The following is a 16,637-nucleotide window of genomic DNA, read 5'->3' as shown; positions in this document are numbered from 1 at the left end:
CTGCATCCTCGGCTGCACCTGCGCGATTCGCGCGTTCCTCTACGGGGCGATCGGCCGTCGGCCGATCAGGGACTTTTGGGGCATCAGGTCGGTATAAGTGTCGCGAGCGAGATGGTCTCGTCCACGAGCTGCGCCGGATCGACCAGGGACCCAGCCGCCACCAATTTCTTCGCGATCAGGAACTCCTGCGTTCGGTTGACGGTGGTCGCGGCGACAACCTTGCCATCGCGAAGGCAAAATGCGGAAAAGTTGTGGCCCGCTGCGATGTCGCCGCGCACCACGAGATGGTCGAATCCCTCGGCTATGCCAACCATCTGCAGCTTCAGGTCGAACTGGTCCGACCAGAACCATGGCACGGCGCGATAAGGCTTCGCTTGACCCATCATCACATGGGCGGCTGTGCGCGCCTGCTCGATCGCATTGGGCACCGATTCGAGTCGAACGCGACGGCCAAGGAACTCGTTCGGATGGTTAGTGCAGTCGCCGGCAGCGTGTACATGCGGATCCGCGGTCTGCGTGAATTCGTCTACGACGATGCCATTCTCGACCGCAAGTCCCGCTTCGGCAGCGAGTTCAACATTCGGCAGAACTCCAATGCCAAACACCACGAGATCGGCTTCTAGGCGCGTGCCGTCACTGAGTCGAACGTGCGTTACACGCGGATCACCCTCGAGATCCAAAATTGTGGAACGCGTGCGCACGTCAACCCCACGTTCGCGGTGGACGCGTTCATAGAATGCGGACACCTCAGGAACCGTCGCGCGGGCCAGCACGCGATCAAGGCTTTCGAGCACGGTAACTTTGTGACCCATCGCGGTTGCGGAGGCCGCGACCTCCAGGCCAATGTATCCCCCACCAACGACCACAATCCGGCAAGTCTCTGAGCGGTTGCGGCGTATGGCATCAACGTCGGAGATCGTGCGCAGCGGAAACACGTTGGGCCGATCGGCGCCCGGCAAGGTGAGTGGCCGCGGGCGGCTGCCGGTCGCCAGCAAGAGCTTCGTGTACGGCAGACGTCCGCCACCCGAGAATTCGACATCTCGGGCAACCCGGTCAATGCAGATTGCACGTGCGGAGCTGAGGAACTTGATGTTGGCTTTGTCGAGACTCACCTGCGACACGAGTGTCAGTGAGTTGCGATCTGCCGCACCGGAGAAATAGGTCTTGGACAGCGGCGGGCGCCTGTAGGGCAGGTGCGGTTCGTCGCCGACAACAGTTACTTGCCCGGCGAACCCCAGCCGACGCAACTCGATCGCAGCCTCGCAACCCGCTTGGCCGGCGCCGATGATGACCACAGTGTCTTTGGCCTGCAATGAATTCATGTTGATTGGCGGCTGTTGGCGAAGTAGCGGCTGTGGGCGGCAAGCCCGCGCAGAACAAGACTCTTTGATGATGGGCCCGGCAAGCCATCCGCCAAAGTCGGTTCCGCGCGTCGTCATGCCAATCGCTCAGCCGTCGAGGCGGCACCTCGCGTAACGGCGGCAGCCCCTCGAAAGCAGAGCAGTTTCGCGATGCAGACGCAGACTGACTAGCTGTCGGCCTGCTGTGCTTGTGCGGCGCTGTCGGCGTCCAGCCTTACGAAGTCGGCCTTGTCGCGCACCGAGCAATCGGCGCAGGACCAATCCTCGGGCACTTTTTCCCACCGCGTTCCCGGCAAGAAGCCCTCGTGCTTGTCGCCGCGCTGTTCGTCGTACACATAGCCGCAGCCTGGGCATTGGTAGCGCGCCATATCAGCCTCCCGGCGGGACGTTTTCCCGAACGCCATACCGCGCGAGAATCTTTGCCCGCTTTGACGGCTCGATGTTGGCCTTGGTGATGTCACCGCCGTAGACCTCTAGCACTCGAGGATCCATCACTGTGCGCCACAGCGGCGGGAAGTAGGACAGGATGAAACAGGTCGGATAGCCGCCTGGCAGTTCAGGCGCCTTGTCGCTGCGCAGTACTTGGTAGCGCCGAGTAGGACGGGCGTGATGGTCGGAGTGGCGTTGCAGGTGGTACACCATGAGATTGGAGATCACGTGGTCGGCATTCCAAGAATGCTCCGGCCTGCAGCGCTCGTAACGACCATCAGGCATCTTTTGGCGCAGCAGGCCGTAGTGCTCGATGTAGTTGGAGGTGGAGAGGAACTGCCAGCCCCAGAACGTAGAGATCAGCAGGAACGGAATGAGGACAGCACCGAAGTAGGCCAGCGCGGTGCCGTAGAGCACGACGGTAACGGCGAAAGATTGAAGAAGTTCGTTCTCAATGCTCCAGGCACCTTTGCCTTTGCGCTCCAGGCGGACCTTCTCGTCGTGCCAGGCGCGGCCGAGGGCGCCGGGTATTTCCCTCAGCACGAAGCGGTACAACGACTCGCCGAAACGCGAGGATGCCGGGTCGGACGGCGTTGCCACGTCCTTGTGGTGTCCGCGGTTGTGTTCCGCTGAGAAGTGGCCGTAGGCTGGAACGGCCAAGACGATCTGGGCGAGGCGCTTCTCGAAAGGGTTGGTCTTGTGGCCGACCTCGTGGCCGACAACGAGCGCAAGCCCGTTGGTGAGTGCTACGCCCAGAGACACGCCAAGGTAGCCGACCCAGGAGTACTCCAGAGTCGCGACCGCCCAGGCGCCCACGATCCAAGTCACATAGAACAGTGGGATGGAAGCGTAGACGAGATATCTGTAGTATGGGTCCGATTCGATTTTTGCAATCGCATCTTCAGGCGGGTTCCTGGTGTCACGACCAACCAAGAAGTCCGCGATCGGCAGGAACACATACCACAGGAAGGGTGTGAACCAAGCGTAAGCCTCGTGGCCGGTGACATGTGCCACGTAGATGCCGATTACAGGCGAGACGGCGACAAACAGCGGTAGCCACCACCAATGGCGCTTTTCGTCTTTGTAGTCGTCTGCAGGGGATTCGGTGCCGACAGTCAATTTATCTTCGCTCACAGTGGTTTCCTCTAGCCAGGTCACATCCGACACAGGCTCAAGCAGCATCGATGCTGAACTGGCCCAGTCAGGGCTAAGTATGGGAGCCGAACGCTGGAAAGAATTGACGGAGCATGCATTTCACTGCGCAGCACGTGCACATCGAGCGATGCTTTCCAGTGCAGTTGTTTCGCAAGCATCTCGCCAAGTAAGATAGAGCGGAACCTGACCCGGAGCTCAGTGCATGTCGCAACATTGCACCACCGGCGTCGACAGTTCGCGTCCGATCAGCGCTCGCGCGTAAAGGTAGCTGCTGCGCGCACGGTCACTGAGGGCGTCCATGTTCACCCGGCCGGACGCGTCGCATGGGAAGCTGAATCCACGCCCCTCGTCGAAGAGAGAGCGAAAGCGCAACTCGAAGCCGTTGAGTGCCGTGAGAGGCAGTGGGTAAGCGCACATGGTGAACTCCGTCGCAGGGGGTGGTCAACTCGATCAGGCGGCGAAACGCATCGCCCAAAGACAAGGCAGGTGGGCCGAGAGGGCGCCGAGAAACAGTGCGTGAATGCGCATGTCCACCTTGCATCGACCTGCGGCATCTCGGCGGCGTACCGGAGTCTCTGACGGCGTCTTCACAGCCGCAGGATCGGGGCGACCTCCGTGAGGCCGGCTACGCGGAGTCAGTTGGGGATCACTGAGCGTGTTGCAACTCTCGAGCTGTCGGTCGGTTGCCTGCACGCCGAACCGGCAGTCCATGGGCGCAGGGCTGGGATCGTGCTAGGCAAACTGGACTTCATACCTCCGGCAGAAGACTCCATTCCTGAAGAGAGCCAACGAGAAGAAATGGGGTCTTTCCGGAATAGGAACGAGCCTGCATATTCATCGTGTCTCACTCAGAACCTGCAGGATTGGCTAGCACACGCAAGAGTTTCTGATCCGACTCAACTCATTGTCTCTTCCGTAGCAAGTTGTTGAAAAGCTCCCTTGTGGAAGAGCAGTGGGCGGCGCTCGAACGTGCTGAACTTTTCAACCTTACCGACGAAGATCAGGTGATCACCACCTTCATACACATGCGCGCGACTGCATTCGAAATGCGCAATGGCATCGACAAGCAGTGGAAGGCCATGTGTGCCGAGTTCCGATTCAACTCCAGCGAACTTGTCCTTGGCGGGCGTCGCAAACTGGCGCGCGACGCCATGCTGCTCTTCGCTCAACACGTTAATGGCGAAATACGGTGCATCGCAGAACACCTGTAGGCTCGGTGAATGCTTAACCAGACTCCACAGGATCAGTGGCGGATCGAGTGATAGCGATGAGAATGAGTTGACGGTCAGACCGACCTTTCGACCGTCTGCTGTGCATGTGGTCACCACAGTGATGCCAGTGGCAAACTGACCGAAAGCGGCCCGCAGTTCCCGCGGCTCGAAGCTCGCCATGGATCGGGGTGACTCTGTTGCAAACTGAGCGCTCATGGCGTACTTCTCCTTTGCCTAGTGGGGTGCCAGCACTTCTTCCGAGGTGTGGCGTTCAATGAATCGATTGCATTCCTTTGCGTCGGTCCACCAAGGAAACAATGACGGTGGGTGGTCGAATCCATTGACAGTTGCACGCGCGATCGCTGGCACTTGACCGGCAACCCCAAGCAGGTTCAAGATATGTGGTTCAGGAGGGCGCAGCATCGCGCTGGTCCAGGTCACAACGTATTCGGCATAGCTCCAGAAGCGCTCAAAAGCCTGCTGCATCCACTCCGGTGTCGGTTGCCGGTTCTCGAGCTCGAGGATCGACTGCAGGTACGACATCGCGCATTTGGCGGCGTTGTTGGATCCTTGCCCATTGATCGGGTCATTGACGACGACCACGTCCGCCATACCCAGAACGAAGCGACCAGAGGGAAGTCGCACGACCGGTTTGCGCACGGTCGGCGCGAGGCGACCGCTCAAAATGCCGTTGTCATCGGTCAGTTGCGCGTCGCGGCAGCGCTCTGCTCCCCATGGCAGGTAAGTCTCCAGAATTGACAGACTCTTCTCCAGATGCTGCTCGGGGGTCTTCACGTCAGCCCAGCAATCAAGCGGGCCACCGGGAATTCCGAAGAACGACATGATTTCGCACGGGCCGCTGGTAGTCAGTCCAGGAAACATGACCCATTCACCGATCCCTGGAATCACGTTGAAGGTGACGCCGGGCAACGGTGAACGCGGCACTGTCCCGGTTACATACGTGAGCGCCAAAGCGCGTTGTGGGCAATCGAACACCGAGCGTGTCGCATCACGTTCGAACAGTTTCACGATGTCGCCTTTGCCGGCGGCAACGACCACCAGATCGTGGCAGAGGCTGAGCTCCTCCAACTCATCAACGCCGGCATCCTTGATCACGAGCTGACCGCCACGCCGCTCGAATTCATCCATCCATGCCGGCATCTTCAGCCTTTGATCCACTGATTGCGCATGAACATTCAATGGTGCGACCCAATCGATCAATGGTGTCGCAGGCTGTTCAAGGTTGGCGACAGTGATCCCGAATCCCTCGATGGGTGGGCAGTCCTGATCCCATGAGTTCAGTCCGAGCTCGCGTTCGGTCTGCAGCGAAGCGCCGAACATGCACTGACTCGACATGACCTTGCCGGCGCGAATCTGCTCAGCCGTTCGGTTTGAAATGACAGTGACCTCGTAGCCGCGGTCTTGCAGGGCCAGAGCGAGCTGCAAGCCAGATTGCCCGGCGCCAACGATTGCGATCGATTTCATCTCTTGTCTCCTAGTGGTAATTACCTAATGGTTTTTGCTGATGGCGGCAACTGATTTGCAGAATCAAGACTTTGCACAAGCTTGCTGACGCCGCATCTGATCTATCCAGGGCGCGCACGTCCTAAAATTCCCATCTCCGCGAACCGTTTGCTGTTGGGCGCATTCCCTTTGTCTTCCGTCGAGCACATCGCAAACCCTGTAGTGAACCACCGAGACTGCGCTGGTCATTGGTTCACGCGTGATCAAAGGCGACTTCATAGGGGCGTGTGGTCGCTCTTGAGAACTGTTGTCTCAATTGTTCCGACGGGGTGGTTTCACGCCATACAAAAAGCGCAGGCACCGTCCCTTAAGCGAAACTATCGGAGCCTCGCCGTCGCCCAGCGGTGTGGAACCGAAGAGAGCGGGGAGGGGCTGTGAGCGGCTTGATCGACAGCAAACGGCTAACGAGCTGCCTGTCGGCTCATCCGTTATTCCGCTGCAAAGACGACGTCGAAGAGACGAGTAGTCAAGTCGGACAAATCTTCAGGCCGCACCAGCTCGGAGTCGTCGGTACGCGTCAGCGGCTCAGTGCGGATATGAACCATACGTTGATCGGCGGCATATCTTTAAGTCGCCTGCGCTACCGAGCGGACGTTGTGATCGAATCGGATCCGCTCACGACTTTCCTGCTGGTGATGATGCCGCTGCGTGGCTCGGCAGAGATCAGGCACGGACAGCAGTGCATCGTGTCGACGCCGGGTTTGGCCTCTGTCGTGGGCCCCACCGCTCCTCTGTCAATGCGTTGGGAAGCAGAGTGCCATCAGCTGATCGTTCGCATTGATCGCAAAGCGATCGAAACCGCATGCGCCTCGCATCTCGGTCATGAGCTTTCCCGGCCACTTGAGTTCGAGCTTGGTATGGATCTGTCCGAGAGCCGCACGACGAGTCTGCAGAGCGTGATCTCGTTTTTGGCTTCTGCTGATCCATTCGTTCAGAGCGCAAGCGAGTTCCCGTTGGTCGTGGCTCAAACGGAGCAGCTACTTTTCGCTGCGTTGTTGAGCGGCCAGCAGCACAACTATCGTGAGGAACTGCTATGCCCGGCACGGTCGATTGCGCCGTACTACGTTAGGCGTTGCGAGGAGTACATCGTTGCACATGCGGACGAGCCGATCACCATGCAAGATTTGGCGAGATATGCGGGCATCAGCTCACGAAGTCTCCAGGCAGGGTTCCGACACTATCGCAATACAACGCCCATGGCGTTTCTCAAGAATGTGCGTCTGCAACGCGTCCATGAGGAACTTCTGAGCGCAAAGCTGCAGAATAGAATGGAAACAGTGACACGAGTGGCGTTGGAGTGGGGGTTCAGTCACCTTGGTCACTTCACGAAGGCTTACGCGGACAAGTTCAAGGAATTGCCTTCCCAAACTTTGCGACGATAGGTCGGAGCTTTCTTCGCCGCATTCTGAAATGGACATCACTGATCGGGTTGAAGAGTGGTAGGCTGCATACGAGCTTGGCGAGCGCGGCCATTGGGCGCCCCAGCCGCTGAAGGTGTTCATATGGGAGGTGCTGGGCACGCGCAGCAGACCGAAGTGGGCAAGCTCTTAGCGTGGGTCACGCGTGAGCCGCTGGTTGCTGCCCGAGGATGCCCGCAATACGGCCGCACGCTCCTCCCGGTTCTCGTCACCGGGATTGAGTCAAGCTAGCTTGAAATGATCAACAGTACGGACCAGCGCGCTGGAGCGTGTTTGCACGGTCTCAGCAGCCGATGCCGACTGCTCGGCCATGGCTGCATTGTGATGGGTGCTCTCGTTCAACTCTCGCATCGCGCGATCAATCTGGTCGATTTCACGCTCTTGCGACGATAGATTGGCAGCTACTTGGGTGATCACGAACGAGACATGTCGAACAGACTCGACAACCAGATCAATGGTTTTGCCGGTCTCTCTGACCGCTACTGCACCGCTCCCCACCTTTTCCACAGTATCAGAAATCAATAAGGCAATTTCTTTTGCGGCACTGGCGCTCCTTTGGGCTAGTTGGCCAACTTCACTGGCCACCACTGCAAACCCACGGCCTTGCTCACCTGCGCGGGCTGCTTCCACAGCTGCATTGAGCGCCAGTATATTGGTTTGAAAGGCAATACCATCAATGACACTCGTGATGTCCGCAATGCGATGCGAGGCCACGAGCATATCGTCCATGCGATTGATGACTTGCGCAGCAGAAGATCCACCAGCGATGGCTAGTTGGCGCGCCTGGCCAGCAACGATATCAGCATTGCGGATCTGCTCTCCGTTCTGAACAATGGACTGGCTAAGCTTGGTCACGCTTGAAGCAATGTGGTGTAGTGAAGCGGCCTGCCGCTCCGTGCGCACCGACAGATCGTTACTGCTATCGCTGACTTCAACCATGCTGGCGGCCACAGCGCCAGATTGCTGGCGAACATCGCCCACCAGTCTGGCGAGATTGCATTTCATCTCGTCCAGTGCTTGATTCAAGCGTCCGACCTCGTCAGCCGCGTGATTCCCATTCGGACTACTCAAGTCGCCACTTGCTACACGCTGCGCAAAGTCAATAGCATTTTGAAGTGGAGTCAGCGTTGCTCGGCGAATCACCAGGAATGCCCACAACACTGCGCCAATGCACGTAAGGTTGACCACTAAGACGGAGATCTTCACGAAATTGACTGCATCCGCCACCAAGGGTCCGAAGCGGTTGGAGTTAATTATCACTGCCGTCATATCACTCGTTAGGCGATTCACGAGCTCGATCGTGACTACAGGAGATTTATCATTCTGGATTATAGAAATAATTCTCGTCAAGTCTTCGATGTCGTTCTTCGGCAGTTGAATGACGTCACCAAAACCGAGCTCGATGAAAGCTTGCTTTTCAACCTCCGTGAGTTCGACGCCGACGCGTTCGGCAATCGCTCGTGCCTCGATCAGAGGTTCGGTTAAAGCCGAAGGTTTCACGCTTCTTGCGTCGTGACCGCCCTCAAGCACGCGGGCTAGTTCATTCGATGCGTGAAGCACAAGGGTCACGTGTTCACGCTCTAGATAGTGGAACAGCGCTGCCTTCCCCAACAGCCGCGTACCAACCATTACGGCCAGCGCGGCGACCGCGACTGCGGCTAGCCCAACACTGAACTTCTGACTGAGGTTGAGCCTGATCATCAACTCTCCAAGATGTACGACGATTCTCAATCGAAAGGCCGGAAAATGTGTTCTTCAATAACGTAAGTTCTCGTCCGGCAGAGACTTGAGACTTTTAGAAGTGTTTCCGAATGGCGGGATTTCGTCTCAATCCCATTGTCAGAGTGCGCAGCATTGGGTGACTGTCGAGAAATATTCACCGTGTGCCTAGATTTCGCGACTGGGCGATTCACTGCCGATGCTCCAAGCAGGGGGGCGCTTCGCAAGGAATGCGCGAAAGCCTTCGATTGCTTCTTGCGTAATCCGCACGCGACTAATGGTTGACGCAGTGAGTTCTTGAACCTGTGCAGTTATTTCACCGGGGGCGAGCTGCCTAAAGAGTTTTTTAATTTCACCTTGTGCGCGAGGGCCATTGGCGAGCAAGGCAGTGACCTGGCGCTCAACGGCGTCGTCTAAGCTCGTGTCTTCCACGACGTCATGCACCAGTCCCATTGCGAGGGCTTGGCTGGCGTTGACGGGTTGGCACGTCAGGGCCAGTCGACGCGCTTGGCGTTGACCAACAGCATTGATCACGTAGGGACCGATAACGGCCGGAAGAATGCCGAATCGTGCTTCGCTCACCGCAAAACGGGCACGAGTTTCTGCCACCACAATGTCTGCCGTGCACAGCAAGCCAAAGCCACCGCCGTATGCGGCGCCTTGCACGCGGGCAACTATTGGTTTGGAGCACTCACCAAGCCTGCGCATCATTTCTGCGAACTTGCGTGCATCTGCCAGGTTCGTCACTTCGTCATGAGCGGCAGCGCGCTGCATCCAGCCGATATCGGCGCCTGCACAGAAGTGTCTTCCGGCTGAAGCGAGCACGATGACTCTAACGGCGTCATCGTGGTCAAAGCCATCGATGGCGGCATGGAGTTCAGCGATCAGTGCTTCGTCGAAAGCATTGTGAACAGCGGGGCGATTGAGGGTGACATATGCGACCCCTCGCGCGTCTTGCTTTAGGGTCAAAACGGACTGACTCACAGGCGATATCTCCAGGAATGGTTGAGGCAGCGGGATCATCCACGCTTGGTCGCTATCAACGACTGAACCGATGGCGCTTTCAGCCGAGGGCGATCCGGTTCGATCGCCGCTAGGGGCAGGACTTCTTGCAGAGAGCTCAGGCTGCGCCGGGTGAGGTCGTGGTAGGTCTTCGTTCCTTCGAGCTTCCACGCCAGTTCGTCATCCGTTAGCGCTCGGATCGTCTTTGCCGGAACGCCAGCAACCAGGGTGCGCGGCGCGACCCTGGTTCCTGCCGGCACGAAGGCGCAAGCGGCCACGACGGCCTGTGCACCGATCTCAGCTTCGTCCATGACAACCGCGTTCATGCCGACGAGCGCATCGCGTCGCACGACACAGCTGTGCAACACCGCACCGTGTCCGATATGCCCGTTCTCCTCGACCACCGTGTCCTGGTCGGGAAAGCCATGGATCACGCAGGTGTCCTGCACATTGGCACCCGCTTCGATCACGATGCGGCCGAAGTCACCCCTCAAGCAGGCGCAGGGGCCGATGTAGCAACGCGCCTTGATGATGACGTCTCCGATCAGCACCGCCGTGGGATGCACGTAGGCGCTCGGGTCGATGACCGGAACGACTCCCTCGATGGCAAAACAAGGCATCAGGTTCTTTCAGACGTGTTCACGTCGCTGAACCACGACGAATCGATCGGCCACGAAGGCGGGCGTCGTATAGCTCGCGGTCGAGGCTGGGTTGCCGCCGGTTGCGTGGAAATCGGAGAAGCCGGCGGACTGATTGACGAACACACCTTGCGTCAAATTGATTGACAACGCCACCCGGGCTCGCCGGCTGGCGCTGGTGACTGCATCGAGGAACCGTCGATTCGTCGAGTAGACGGATAGCGTCAGCGCACCCCGCTCGATGGCTAGGGATTCCGCCAGTCGCACGGATGCGTCCGCAGAGTCCGTGGCGACTAGATAGGAAATCGGTCCGAAGCACTCGCGTTCATAGATCGACGCGTCCGCTTGCTGCACGGCCAGAACAAGCGGTGTGCGCACGTTCGCGTTCGGGAACTCGGGGTGCTCCAGCGCTCGCGAGGCGTGTACGGTGCGTCCGGTCGATGCGGACACCTCGAGTCTTTGCAACGTCGCGTCAGAGCCTATCGCGCCCAGGATCGTCGTCGCCACTCGCGGATCCGCAAGCAACTGGTCGATCGCTTCGGCTAAATCCTGTCCGAACTGATCGAAGCTCTTGTAACCTTGGTCGGTTTCGATACCGTTGCTCGGCACGAAGATGTTTTGGGGGGTCGTGCACATTTGTCCGCTGTAAAGGGACAGTGAAAACGCCAGGTTGCGCAGCATGCCGGCGTACTGGTCCGTCGATTCGACAATGACGGTGTTGACGCCAGCCATCTCGGCGTAGATCCGGGCTTGACGGGCATGTTCTTGCAACCAGCCACCGAATACGTCGCTTCCGGTGAAATCGATGGACGCAATGCGTCGGTCGGTGGCCAATCGCTGGGTCGACTCGGATTGATCGCTCACGGCAAGGAGCACGGTATTGGGGTCCAATCCCTGTTCGGCGAGCACCTCGCGAAGGATGCTGACGGTCTGCGCTGCAGGCAGGACGGCATTCGGATGTGGCTTGACGATGACAGGATTGCCAGTGGCTAACGCAGCGAACAAGCCTGGGTAGGTATTCCAGGTCGGAAAGGTGGCGCAGCCGATGACCAGCGCAATGCCGCGTCCCACCACCTCGAAGTGTTTGCGCATGACGATCGGCGGATTCTTGCCCTGTGGCTTCTCCCAAAGGGACTGAGACGGCACCTCCGACATGAGTTTCCACGCCTGCGCAATGGCTTCCAGGGCGCGGTCCTGGGCATGAGGGCTCCCCGCTTGGAAGGCCATCATCGATCCCTGGCCGGTCGTCAGCATGACCGCGTGGGCGACTTCGAAGCTGCGCTTGTGGATGCGGCCCAACGCTTCCAGCAGGATCCCTACGCGACCCTCGGGCCCGGCAGCTTGCCAGGCCGGCTCTGCCGCGTTGGCTGACACGAGCAGTGACTCGGTGTCGCAGACCGGATAGCGGATATCCAACGCGACGCCGTACGGCGACCGCTCGGTCGCGAGCCGGCGCATCTCTCCGGGCTGTTCGAGCGGATAGTCGCAACCGAACAGCGCTTCGACTGCCGAGCGCCCGGCCACCTGCGCGGTCTCTCCATACAGTTTTGGCGAAGGCATCTCCGGAAAGGGCGTCCAGAACGTACGTCTCGTCAGGGCGGCCACCGCGTTGTTCAGCAGGGCGCTGTGGTTGTCCATGTGCTGCATCGCGCCAACTCCAAGGGTTAATACTGAGTCATCTTGATTTGCATCAAGGGAAGTGCAAGTTTATAGTCTACCGACTGGTCGGTCAATCTGCAAAGGGACCAAGACAGTGACCTGTTTCAGCGGGAGAGCTTTGATGGCTGAACTCACTGTCTTGGCCGTGCCACTTGGCTCGCGGCCAAAGGTCGTGGTCAAGTGGTTGGTAGTTTTGAAGAACTGCATTGGCGAGATGCCGACGCGTGTCTTAAGAGAATTCGAGTCTGTTGCCAAGCTATCGCCAAGCTGCGTATTGTTTGGGCCCGCGTGGGCCGCGCATTCTGCTCTGGTTTTGGTGGTGGCGTTTTATGGGTTATGAGATGAATAACTATATTTGTCAGGAGACTTTGCGCTATGCCCAGTAATCTACAGAGGAAGATGTCCGGCCACGGCATCCTGATGATCCTTTGCACCTTGTTGTTTGGAGTCGGCCTTTGGGTGAATTTGCTGGGAGGATTTGAAATAGTTCCTGGCTATATCATCAAATTCCAGATTCCTGGAACCCCAGAGGGTTGGGCTCGGGCGCATTCCGGTCCTGCGCTCAACGGAATGATGGTCATTGCGGTGGCGTTCGTTCTTCCTAATCTGCGGTTTTCGGAGAGAGCAGCCAGTATTCTTGGTTGGATCGTGGTTGGTGACGGATGGGCCAATGTCATTTTCTATTTCTTCTCGAATTTCAGTGCCAATCGAGGGCTCAGTTTCGGCTCTAACAATTTCGGTAGCGGAGGATTTTTCAGTGCGATTGCTCTCGCCCCCGCCTACGTATTTGGGGTGCTCGCGATTGGTGCTTTGTTCATGATTGGCTGGCGGGCCCTCAGCCTAAAAGGCAGTGAATGAGGCGACCTTCAGCGCTACCAGGGTGCGCGTTCAAGGCTGGCGACGCGTCGACACGCTGCGTTTGACTTCGTACTGATCAGGAGACTCCTAGATGACGATTCCCCACCGGGCGAGCCCAACGCCCCCCGGTCGAGCCGCTGCATGCGCTGGCGTCGGGCTCGAGCGTCAAGCGCGGCGGCTGCTCCGCACGGCGCTGCTCAGTGCCGGCGTCACGCTGCTGGGCTGCATGCAGGCGCCCGACCTCGGTGCGGTGCAGGCCGAACGCCAGAAGGCGGTGCTGCACACCGACAGCTTCCAGTCGGCCGCGAGCAACGGCGCGGTGCTGGCCGCCGGCACGGCCGGCGGCGCGCTCGTCACCTCGTCGGACGGCGGCAAGACCTGGGCGCGCCGCCTGTTCGCATCGCCCGCATCCGTGATCGCGCTGAGCACCTGCCCCGACGGCAGCTTCGTCGGCATCGACTTCTACCGCAAGGTGTGGATCGGCGACAGCGCCGCCAAGAACTGGGTGGCGCACCCGACCGACCCTGCCGTCAACCCGCTCGCGGTGACCTGCGACGCCGCCCAGCGGATCTGGGTCGCGGGCAGCAACACCACGCTGCTGTCGAGCGCCGACCACGGCAAGACATGGAAGACGACCAAGCTCGGCGGCGACGCGATGCTCACGACGATCCAGTTCATCGACGAGCGCCACGGCGTGAGCACCGGCGAGTTCGGCATCGTGATGACGACCGATGACGGCGGCGCGACCTGGACCAGGCAGACGCCCATCCCCGAAGACTTCTACCCCTACTCGACCGTCTTCACCGACGCACGGCACGGCTGGACCAGCGGCCTGGGCGGCGTGATCCAGCACACCACCGACGGCGGCAAGAGCTGGACGCCGCAGGAGAACCACTCGGGCGCACCGATGTACACGCTGCTCCACCAGGGCGGCGAGGTCTACGGCCTGGGCGGCGGCGGCGCGATGGTGGTGCTGCGCGGCGACGAATGGGTGCGCTTCGACCACGGGCTGCAGTTGCCGGCCTACCTGGCCGCCGGTGCCGTGCTCAACCCGCAGTCGCTGCTCGTCGCCGGTGCGGCGGGCGCACTGCACGTCGTGGCGGCGCCGGGTCGGCTGTCCGTCGCGGCGCATCAATGAACGGGATGGCCGAGATGAAACTGCGCCAAAGAATCGTGGCCGTGCTGATGCGCGGCGAAGAGTGGCTGTTCGCCAACCCGAAGTACGTGCTGGGCATGATCCTGGCGGTGACGCTGGGCTTCGCCACCCAGCTGCCGTCGCTGAAGGTCTACACCGACTTCAGCGACCTGCTGCCGCAGAAGCACCGCTACATCCAGACCTACAACCGCATCAAGGAGAACTTCGGCGGCGCCAACATGATCGTGATGGCGATCGAGGTCGACGACGGCACGATCTTCAACGACGAGACCCTGGCCCTGATCTTCGAGGCCACGCAGGGCATCGACAACCTGCCCAGCGTGAACCACAACCTGGTGTCGAGCCTGACCCACCGCACCTCGCGCAAGGTCTACCTCACCTCGGACGGCAACTTCGCCTCCGAGTCCTACTACGACCCGGCCAAGACCGCACGCAGCGCCGAAGAGCTCGAGCAGCTGCGCAAGGACGTGATCGCGAACCCGCGCATCTACGGCCTGCTGGTCTCGCCCGACCTGAAGGCCGCGCTCATCAAGGCCCAGCTCAACGAGAGCGAGCTCGACTACGCCAAGACCTTCGCCGCGCTGCAGCAGGTGCGCGAGCAGGTCTCCACGCCGGGCCACCACGTCTACATCACCGGCAACCCGGTGCTCACCGGCTACGTCTACACCTACCTCGAGCAGATCATCGCGATCATGTTCTCCACGCTGGCCCTGCTGGCGCTGCTGCTGATCGTCTACTTCCGCCGCTTCTACGGCGTCGCGCTGCCGCTGCTGGGCATCGCGCTGTCCTCGATCTGGGGCCTGGGCTTCATGGCGCTGCTCGGCTACAACCTCGAGCCGCTGTCGATGCCCATCCCCTTCCTGATCGCGGCACGGGCCACCTCGCACGGCGTGCAGCTGGTGGCGCGCTACTACGAAGAACTGGCGATCACGAAAAGCGGCAAACAGGCCGCGCGCAACGCGCTCGACGCGCTGTTCCGGCCCGGCTCGCTGGCCATCGTGGTGGACGCGCTCGGCCTCGCGGTGCTCATGCTCGGGGCGGCGCCCTTCAACTGGAAGCTCGGCATCTCGGCCGGCTTCTGGGGCCTGGCGGTGATCTTCACGGTGCACTTCATGGTGCCGCTGGCGCTCACCGTGCTGCCGCAGCCGAAGAAGACCGAGAACAAGAACCAGGGCATGCGCAGCTTCCTGGCCGCGCTGATGGCCCGCACCGGTGGCACGCAGGCCGGGGCCACGGCGATCCTCGTCATCGCCGGCGTGCTGATGGCCGGTGGCGCGGTGTTCGCGTCGCGCGTGCAGATCGGCGAGTCCGAGCCCGGCTCGCCCATCTTGAAGCGCGACCACGACTTCAACCTTTCCACCAAGGCCATCAACGAGCGCTTCCCCGGCTCCGAGGAGCTGCACATCGTCGCGCGCACCGCCGAGAAGGGCGGCATCAAGCGCCCCGAGGTGCTGCAGGCGATGGAGGCCTTCCAGGCGCACATGCAGTACGACCCCGCGCTCGGCGGCGTGAAGGCGCTTCCCGCGGTGGTGCGCGTGGTCAACCGCCTGACCCACAGCGACGACCCGCGCTGGATGCAGCTGCCCGACAACGCCGCCGAGGTCGGCGGCCTGATGTTCGCCTACATGGCCTCCAGCCCGATCCCCGGGGCCCTCAAGGAGTTCGTCAACGCCGACGAGGACGAGGCCAACATGGTCTTCTTCTACAAGGACCACCGGGCCGAGACCATCAACCGCGCGATCGCGCTGGCCCAGGAAGGCGCTGCCCAGGTGATGGCCCGAGTGCCCGGCCTGACGATCGAGATCGGCGGCGGCCTGATCGGCGTCACCGCGGCGGCGAACGAGGCGCTGCACGCCGACCACATGGTCATCATCCCGCTGGTCATGGCGGTCGCCTTCGTGCTGGTGATGCTGTACTACCAGTCGCTGCACGCGGGCTGGCTGATGGTGCTGCCGATGCTGTTCTCCACCGTCATGACCTATGCCTACATGGGCATCCAGGGCATCGGCATCAGCGTCAACACCGTCCCCGTGATCGCCGTCGGCGTGGGCGTGGGCATCGACTACGCGGTGTACTTCATGGACCGCATCCGCGAGGAGTTCGCCCACACGCGCGACATCCGCCAGGCCGCCATCAACGCCTTCAGCACCACCGGCTATGCGGTGAGCTTCACCGCGCTGACGCTGATCGCCGGCGTCGTGATGTGGATCTTCCTGTCCGACCTGCGCTTCCAGTCGGACGCTGCAGTGCTGCTGTCTTTCATGCTGATCGTCAACGCCGTCGCCGCGATGCTGATCGTGCCGGCCTGGTGCGTGGTGTTCAAGCCGCGCTTCGTGACGGGTGAGGCGGACGCGGCGAGCGAGGGCGCCTTGCAGCCGGCGTGAGGGCGGGCGTGAGGGCGGCGCGAGCCATCGAGAGTCCAGGAGCAACGCGCGGGCAGGGGACGGCCCGCCTTTCGAGCAGGTGTGCATTCGATTCCATCCAAGGAACCCACGGAGTGAGGAGAC

The 16,637-nt window shown here is 60.5% G+C and carries 14 protein-coding genes; 4 read left to right on the top strand and 10 right to left on the bottom strand.

The window, feature by feature from the left end:
• Positions 1–83 precede the first annotated feature (83 nt).
• The 6 genes from ACQY9S_RS07400 to ACQY9S_RS07375 form a co-directional block, all read right to left on the bottom strand.
• Positions 84–1,322, bottom strand: coding sequence for an NAD(P)/FAD-dependent oxidoreductase (locus ACQY9S_RS07400; RefSeq protein WP_428424381.1), 1,239 nt, complete (start codon positions 1,320–1,322; stop codon positions 84–86).
• Between the two features lie 206 nt (positions 1,323–1,528).
• Positions 1,529–1,729 carry a rubredoxin gene (locus ACQY9S_RS07395; RefSeq protein WP_428424379.1) on the bottom strand — a complete coding sequence of 67 codons (201 nt, stop codon included), beginning with the start codon at positions 1,727–1,729 and terminating at the stop codon, positions 1,529–1,531.
• A 1-nt stretch (position 1,730) separates the two neighbouring features.
• The gene (locus ACQY9S_RS07390) at positions 1,731–2,924 is read right to left on the bottom strand and encodes an alkane 1-monooxygenase (protein WP_428424377.1); all 1,194 of its coding nucleotides are present in this window, start codon (positions 2,922–2,924) and stop codon (positions 1,731–1,733) included.
• A 216-nt stretch (positions 2,925–3,140) separates the two neighbouring features.
• Positions 3,141–3,362 carry a hypothetical protein gene (locus tag ACQY9S_RS07385; protein WP_428419697.1) on the bottom strand — a complete coding sequence of 74 codons (222 nt, stop codon included), beginning with the start codon at positions 3,360–3,362 and terminating at the stop codon, positions 3,141–3,143.
• A gap of 479 nt (positions 3,363–3,841) precedes the next feature.
• Positions 3,842–4,372 (bottom strand): flavin reductase family protein, encoded by a 531-nt coding sequence (locus ACQY9S_RS07380; protein WP_428424375.1) that lies wholly within the window; start codon positions 4,370–4,372, stop codon positions 3,842–3,844.
• Between the two features lie 18 nt (positions 4,373–4,390).
• Complete coding sequence (locus ACQY9S_RS07375; protein WP_428424373.1) at positions 4,391–5,641, bottom strand: styrene monooxygenase/indole monooxygenase family protein; 1,251 nt, start codon at positions 5,639–5,641, stop codon at positions 4,391–4,393.
• 413 nt (positions 5,642–6,054) lie between these two features.
• Here ACQY9S_RS07375 and ACQY9S_RS07370 point away from each other — a divergent pair, with 413 nt between their 5' ends.
• Positions 6,055–7,062 carry an AraC family transcriptional regulator gene (locus tag ACQY9S_RS07370; protein WP_428424371.1) on the top strand — a complete coding sequence of 336 codons (1,008 nt, stop codon included), beginning with the start codon at positions 6,055–6,057 and terminating at the stop codon, positions 7,060–7,062.
• 258 nt (positions 7,063–7,320) lie between these two features.
• Here the strand turns inward: ACQY9S_RS07370 and ACQY9S_RS07365 are convergent, their stop codons facing one another.
• The 4 genes from ACQY9S_RS07365 to paaN all read right to left on the bottom strand — a co-directional run bounded on the left by ACQY9S_RS07365 (position 7,321) and on the right by paaN (position 12,104).
• A complete protein-coding gene (locus ACQY9S_RS07365; RefSeq protein ID WP_428424369.1) occupies positions 7,321–8,799 on the bottom strand; it encodes a methyl-accepting chemotaxis protein in 1,479 nt (492 codons plus the stop codon).
• Between the two features lie 186 nt (positions 8,800–8,985).
• Complete coding sequence (locus ACQY9S_RS07360; RefSeq protein WP_428424367.1) at positions 8,986–9,840, bottom strand: enoyl-CoA hydratase-related protein; 855 nt, start codon at positions 9,838–9,840, stop codon at positions 8,986–8,988.
• Entirely contained in the window at positions 9,837–10,439 is a 603-nt protein-coding gene (locus ACQY9S_RS07355; protein ID WP_428424365.1) for a phenylacetic acid degradation protein PaaY, read from the bottom strand. Before ACQY9S_RS07355 ends, ACQY9S_RS07360 begins: the two co-directional genes overlap by 4 nt.
• A gap of 9 nt (positions 10,440–10,448) precedes the next feature.
• Positions 10,449–12,104: a phenylacetic acid degradation protein PaaN gene (gene paaN, locus ACQY9S_RS07350; protein WP_428424363.1), complete on the bottom strand. Its 1,656-nt coding sequence runs from the start codon at positions 12,102–12,104 to the stop codon at positions 10,449–10,451.
• A 411-nt stretch (positions 12,105–12,515) separates the two neighbouring features.
• Between paaN and styC the strand changes: the two genes are divergently transcribed.
• The 3 genes from styC to ACQY9S_RS07335 all read left to right on the top strand — a co-directional run bounded on the left by styC (position 12,516) and on the right by ACQY9S_RS07335 (position 16,514).
• Positions 12,516–12,974 carry a styrene-oxide isomerase StyC gene (styC, locus tag ACQY9S_RS07345; RefSeq protein WP_428424361.1) on the top strand — a complete coding sequence of 153 codons (459 nt, stop codon included), beginning with the start codon at positions 12,516–12,518 and terminating at the stop codon, positions 12,972–12,974.
• A gap of 91 nt (positions 12,975–13,065) precedes the next feature.
• Positions 13,066–14,112 carry a YCF48-related protein gene (locus tag ACQY9S_RS07340; RefSeq protein WP_428424359.1) on the top strand — a complete coding sequence of 349 codons (1,047 nt, stop codon included), beginning with the start codon at positions 13,066–13,068 and terminating at the stop codon, positions 14,110–14,112.
• A 14-nt stretch (positions 14,113–14,126) separates the two neighbouring features.
• Positions 14,127–16,514 (top strand): efflux RND transporter permease subunit, encoded by a 2,388-nt coding sequence (locus ACQY9S_RS07335; RefSeq protein ID WP_428424357.1) that lies wholly within the window; start codon positions 14,127–14,129, stop codon positions 16,512–16,514.
• Positions 16,515–16,637: the final 123 nt, after the last annotated feature.

Origin of the sequence: Methylibium sp., from assembly GCF_965279545.1 — a bacterium.
Lineage (GTDB): Bacteria > Pseudomonadota > Gammaproteobacteria > Burkholderiales > Burkholderiaceae_C > Methylibium.
Note: the sequence above shows the minus strand (reverse complement) of the source record. Positions and strands in the feature narration are given on the sequence as shown.

Coding starts and splice junctions, on each gene's coding strand:
- ACQY9S_RS07400 (WP_428424381.1), bottom strand. CDS start 1,322: ATGAATTCATTGCAGGCCAAAGACACTGTGGTCATCATCGGCGCCGGC.
- ACQY9S_RS07395 (WP_428424379.1), bottom strand. CDS start 1,729: ATGGCGCGCTACCAATGCCCAGGCTGCGGCTATGTGTACGACGAACAG.
- ACQY9S_RS07385 (WP_428419697.1), bottom strand. CDS start 3,362: ATGTGCGCTTACCCACTGCCTCTCACGGCACTCAACGGCTTCGAGTTG.
- ACQY9S_RS07380 (WP_428424375.1), bottom strand. CDS start 4,372: ATGAGCGCTCAGTTTGCAACAGAGTCACCCCGATCCATGGCGAGCTTC.
- ACQY9S_RS07375 (WP_428424373.1), bottom strand. CDS start 5,641: ATGAAATCGATCGCAATCGTTGGCGCCGGGCAATCTGGCTTGCAGCTC.
- ACQY9S_RS07365 (WP_428424369.1), bottom strand. CDS start 8,799: ATGATCAGGCTCAACCTCAGTCAGAAGTTCAGTGTTGGGCTAGCCGCA.
- ACQY9S_RS07360 (WP_428424367.1), bottom strand. CDS start 9,840: ATGATCCCGCTGCCTCAACCATTCCTGGAGATATCGCCTGTGAGTCAG.
- ACQY9S_RS07355 (WP_428424365.1), bottom strand. CDS start 10,439: ATGCCTTGTTTTGCCATCGAGGGAGTCGTTCCGGTCATCGACCCGAGC.
- paaN (WP_428424363.1), bottom strand. CDS start 12,104: ATGCAGCACATGGACAACCACAGCGCCCTGCTGAACAACGCGGTGGCC.
- styC (WP_428424361.1), top strand. CDS start 12,516: ATGTCCGGCCACGGCATCCTGATGATCCTTTGCACCTTGTTGTTTGGA.
- ACQY9S_RS07340 (WP_428424359.1), top strand. CDS start 13,066: ATGACGATTCCCCACCGGGCGAGCCCAACGCCCCCCGGTCGAGCCGCT.
- ACQY9S_RS07335 (WP_428424357.1), top strand. CDS start 14,127: ATGAAACTGCGCCAAAGAATCGTGGCCGTGCTGATGCGCGGCGAAGAG.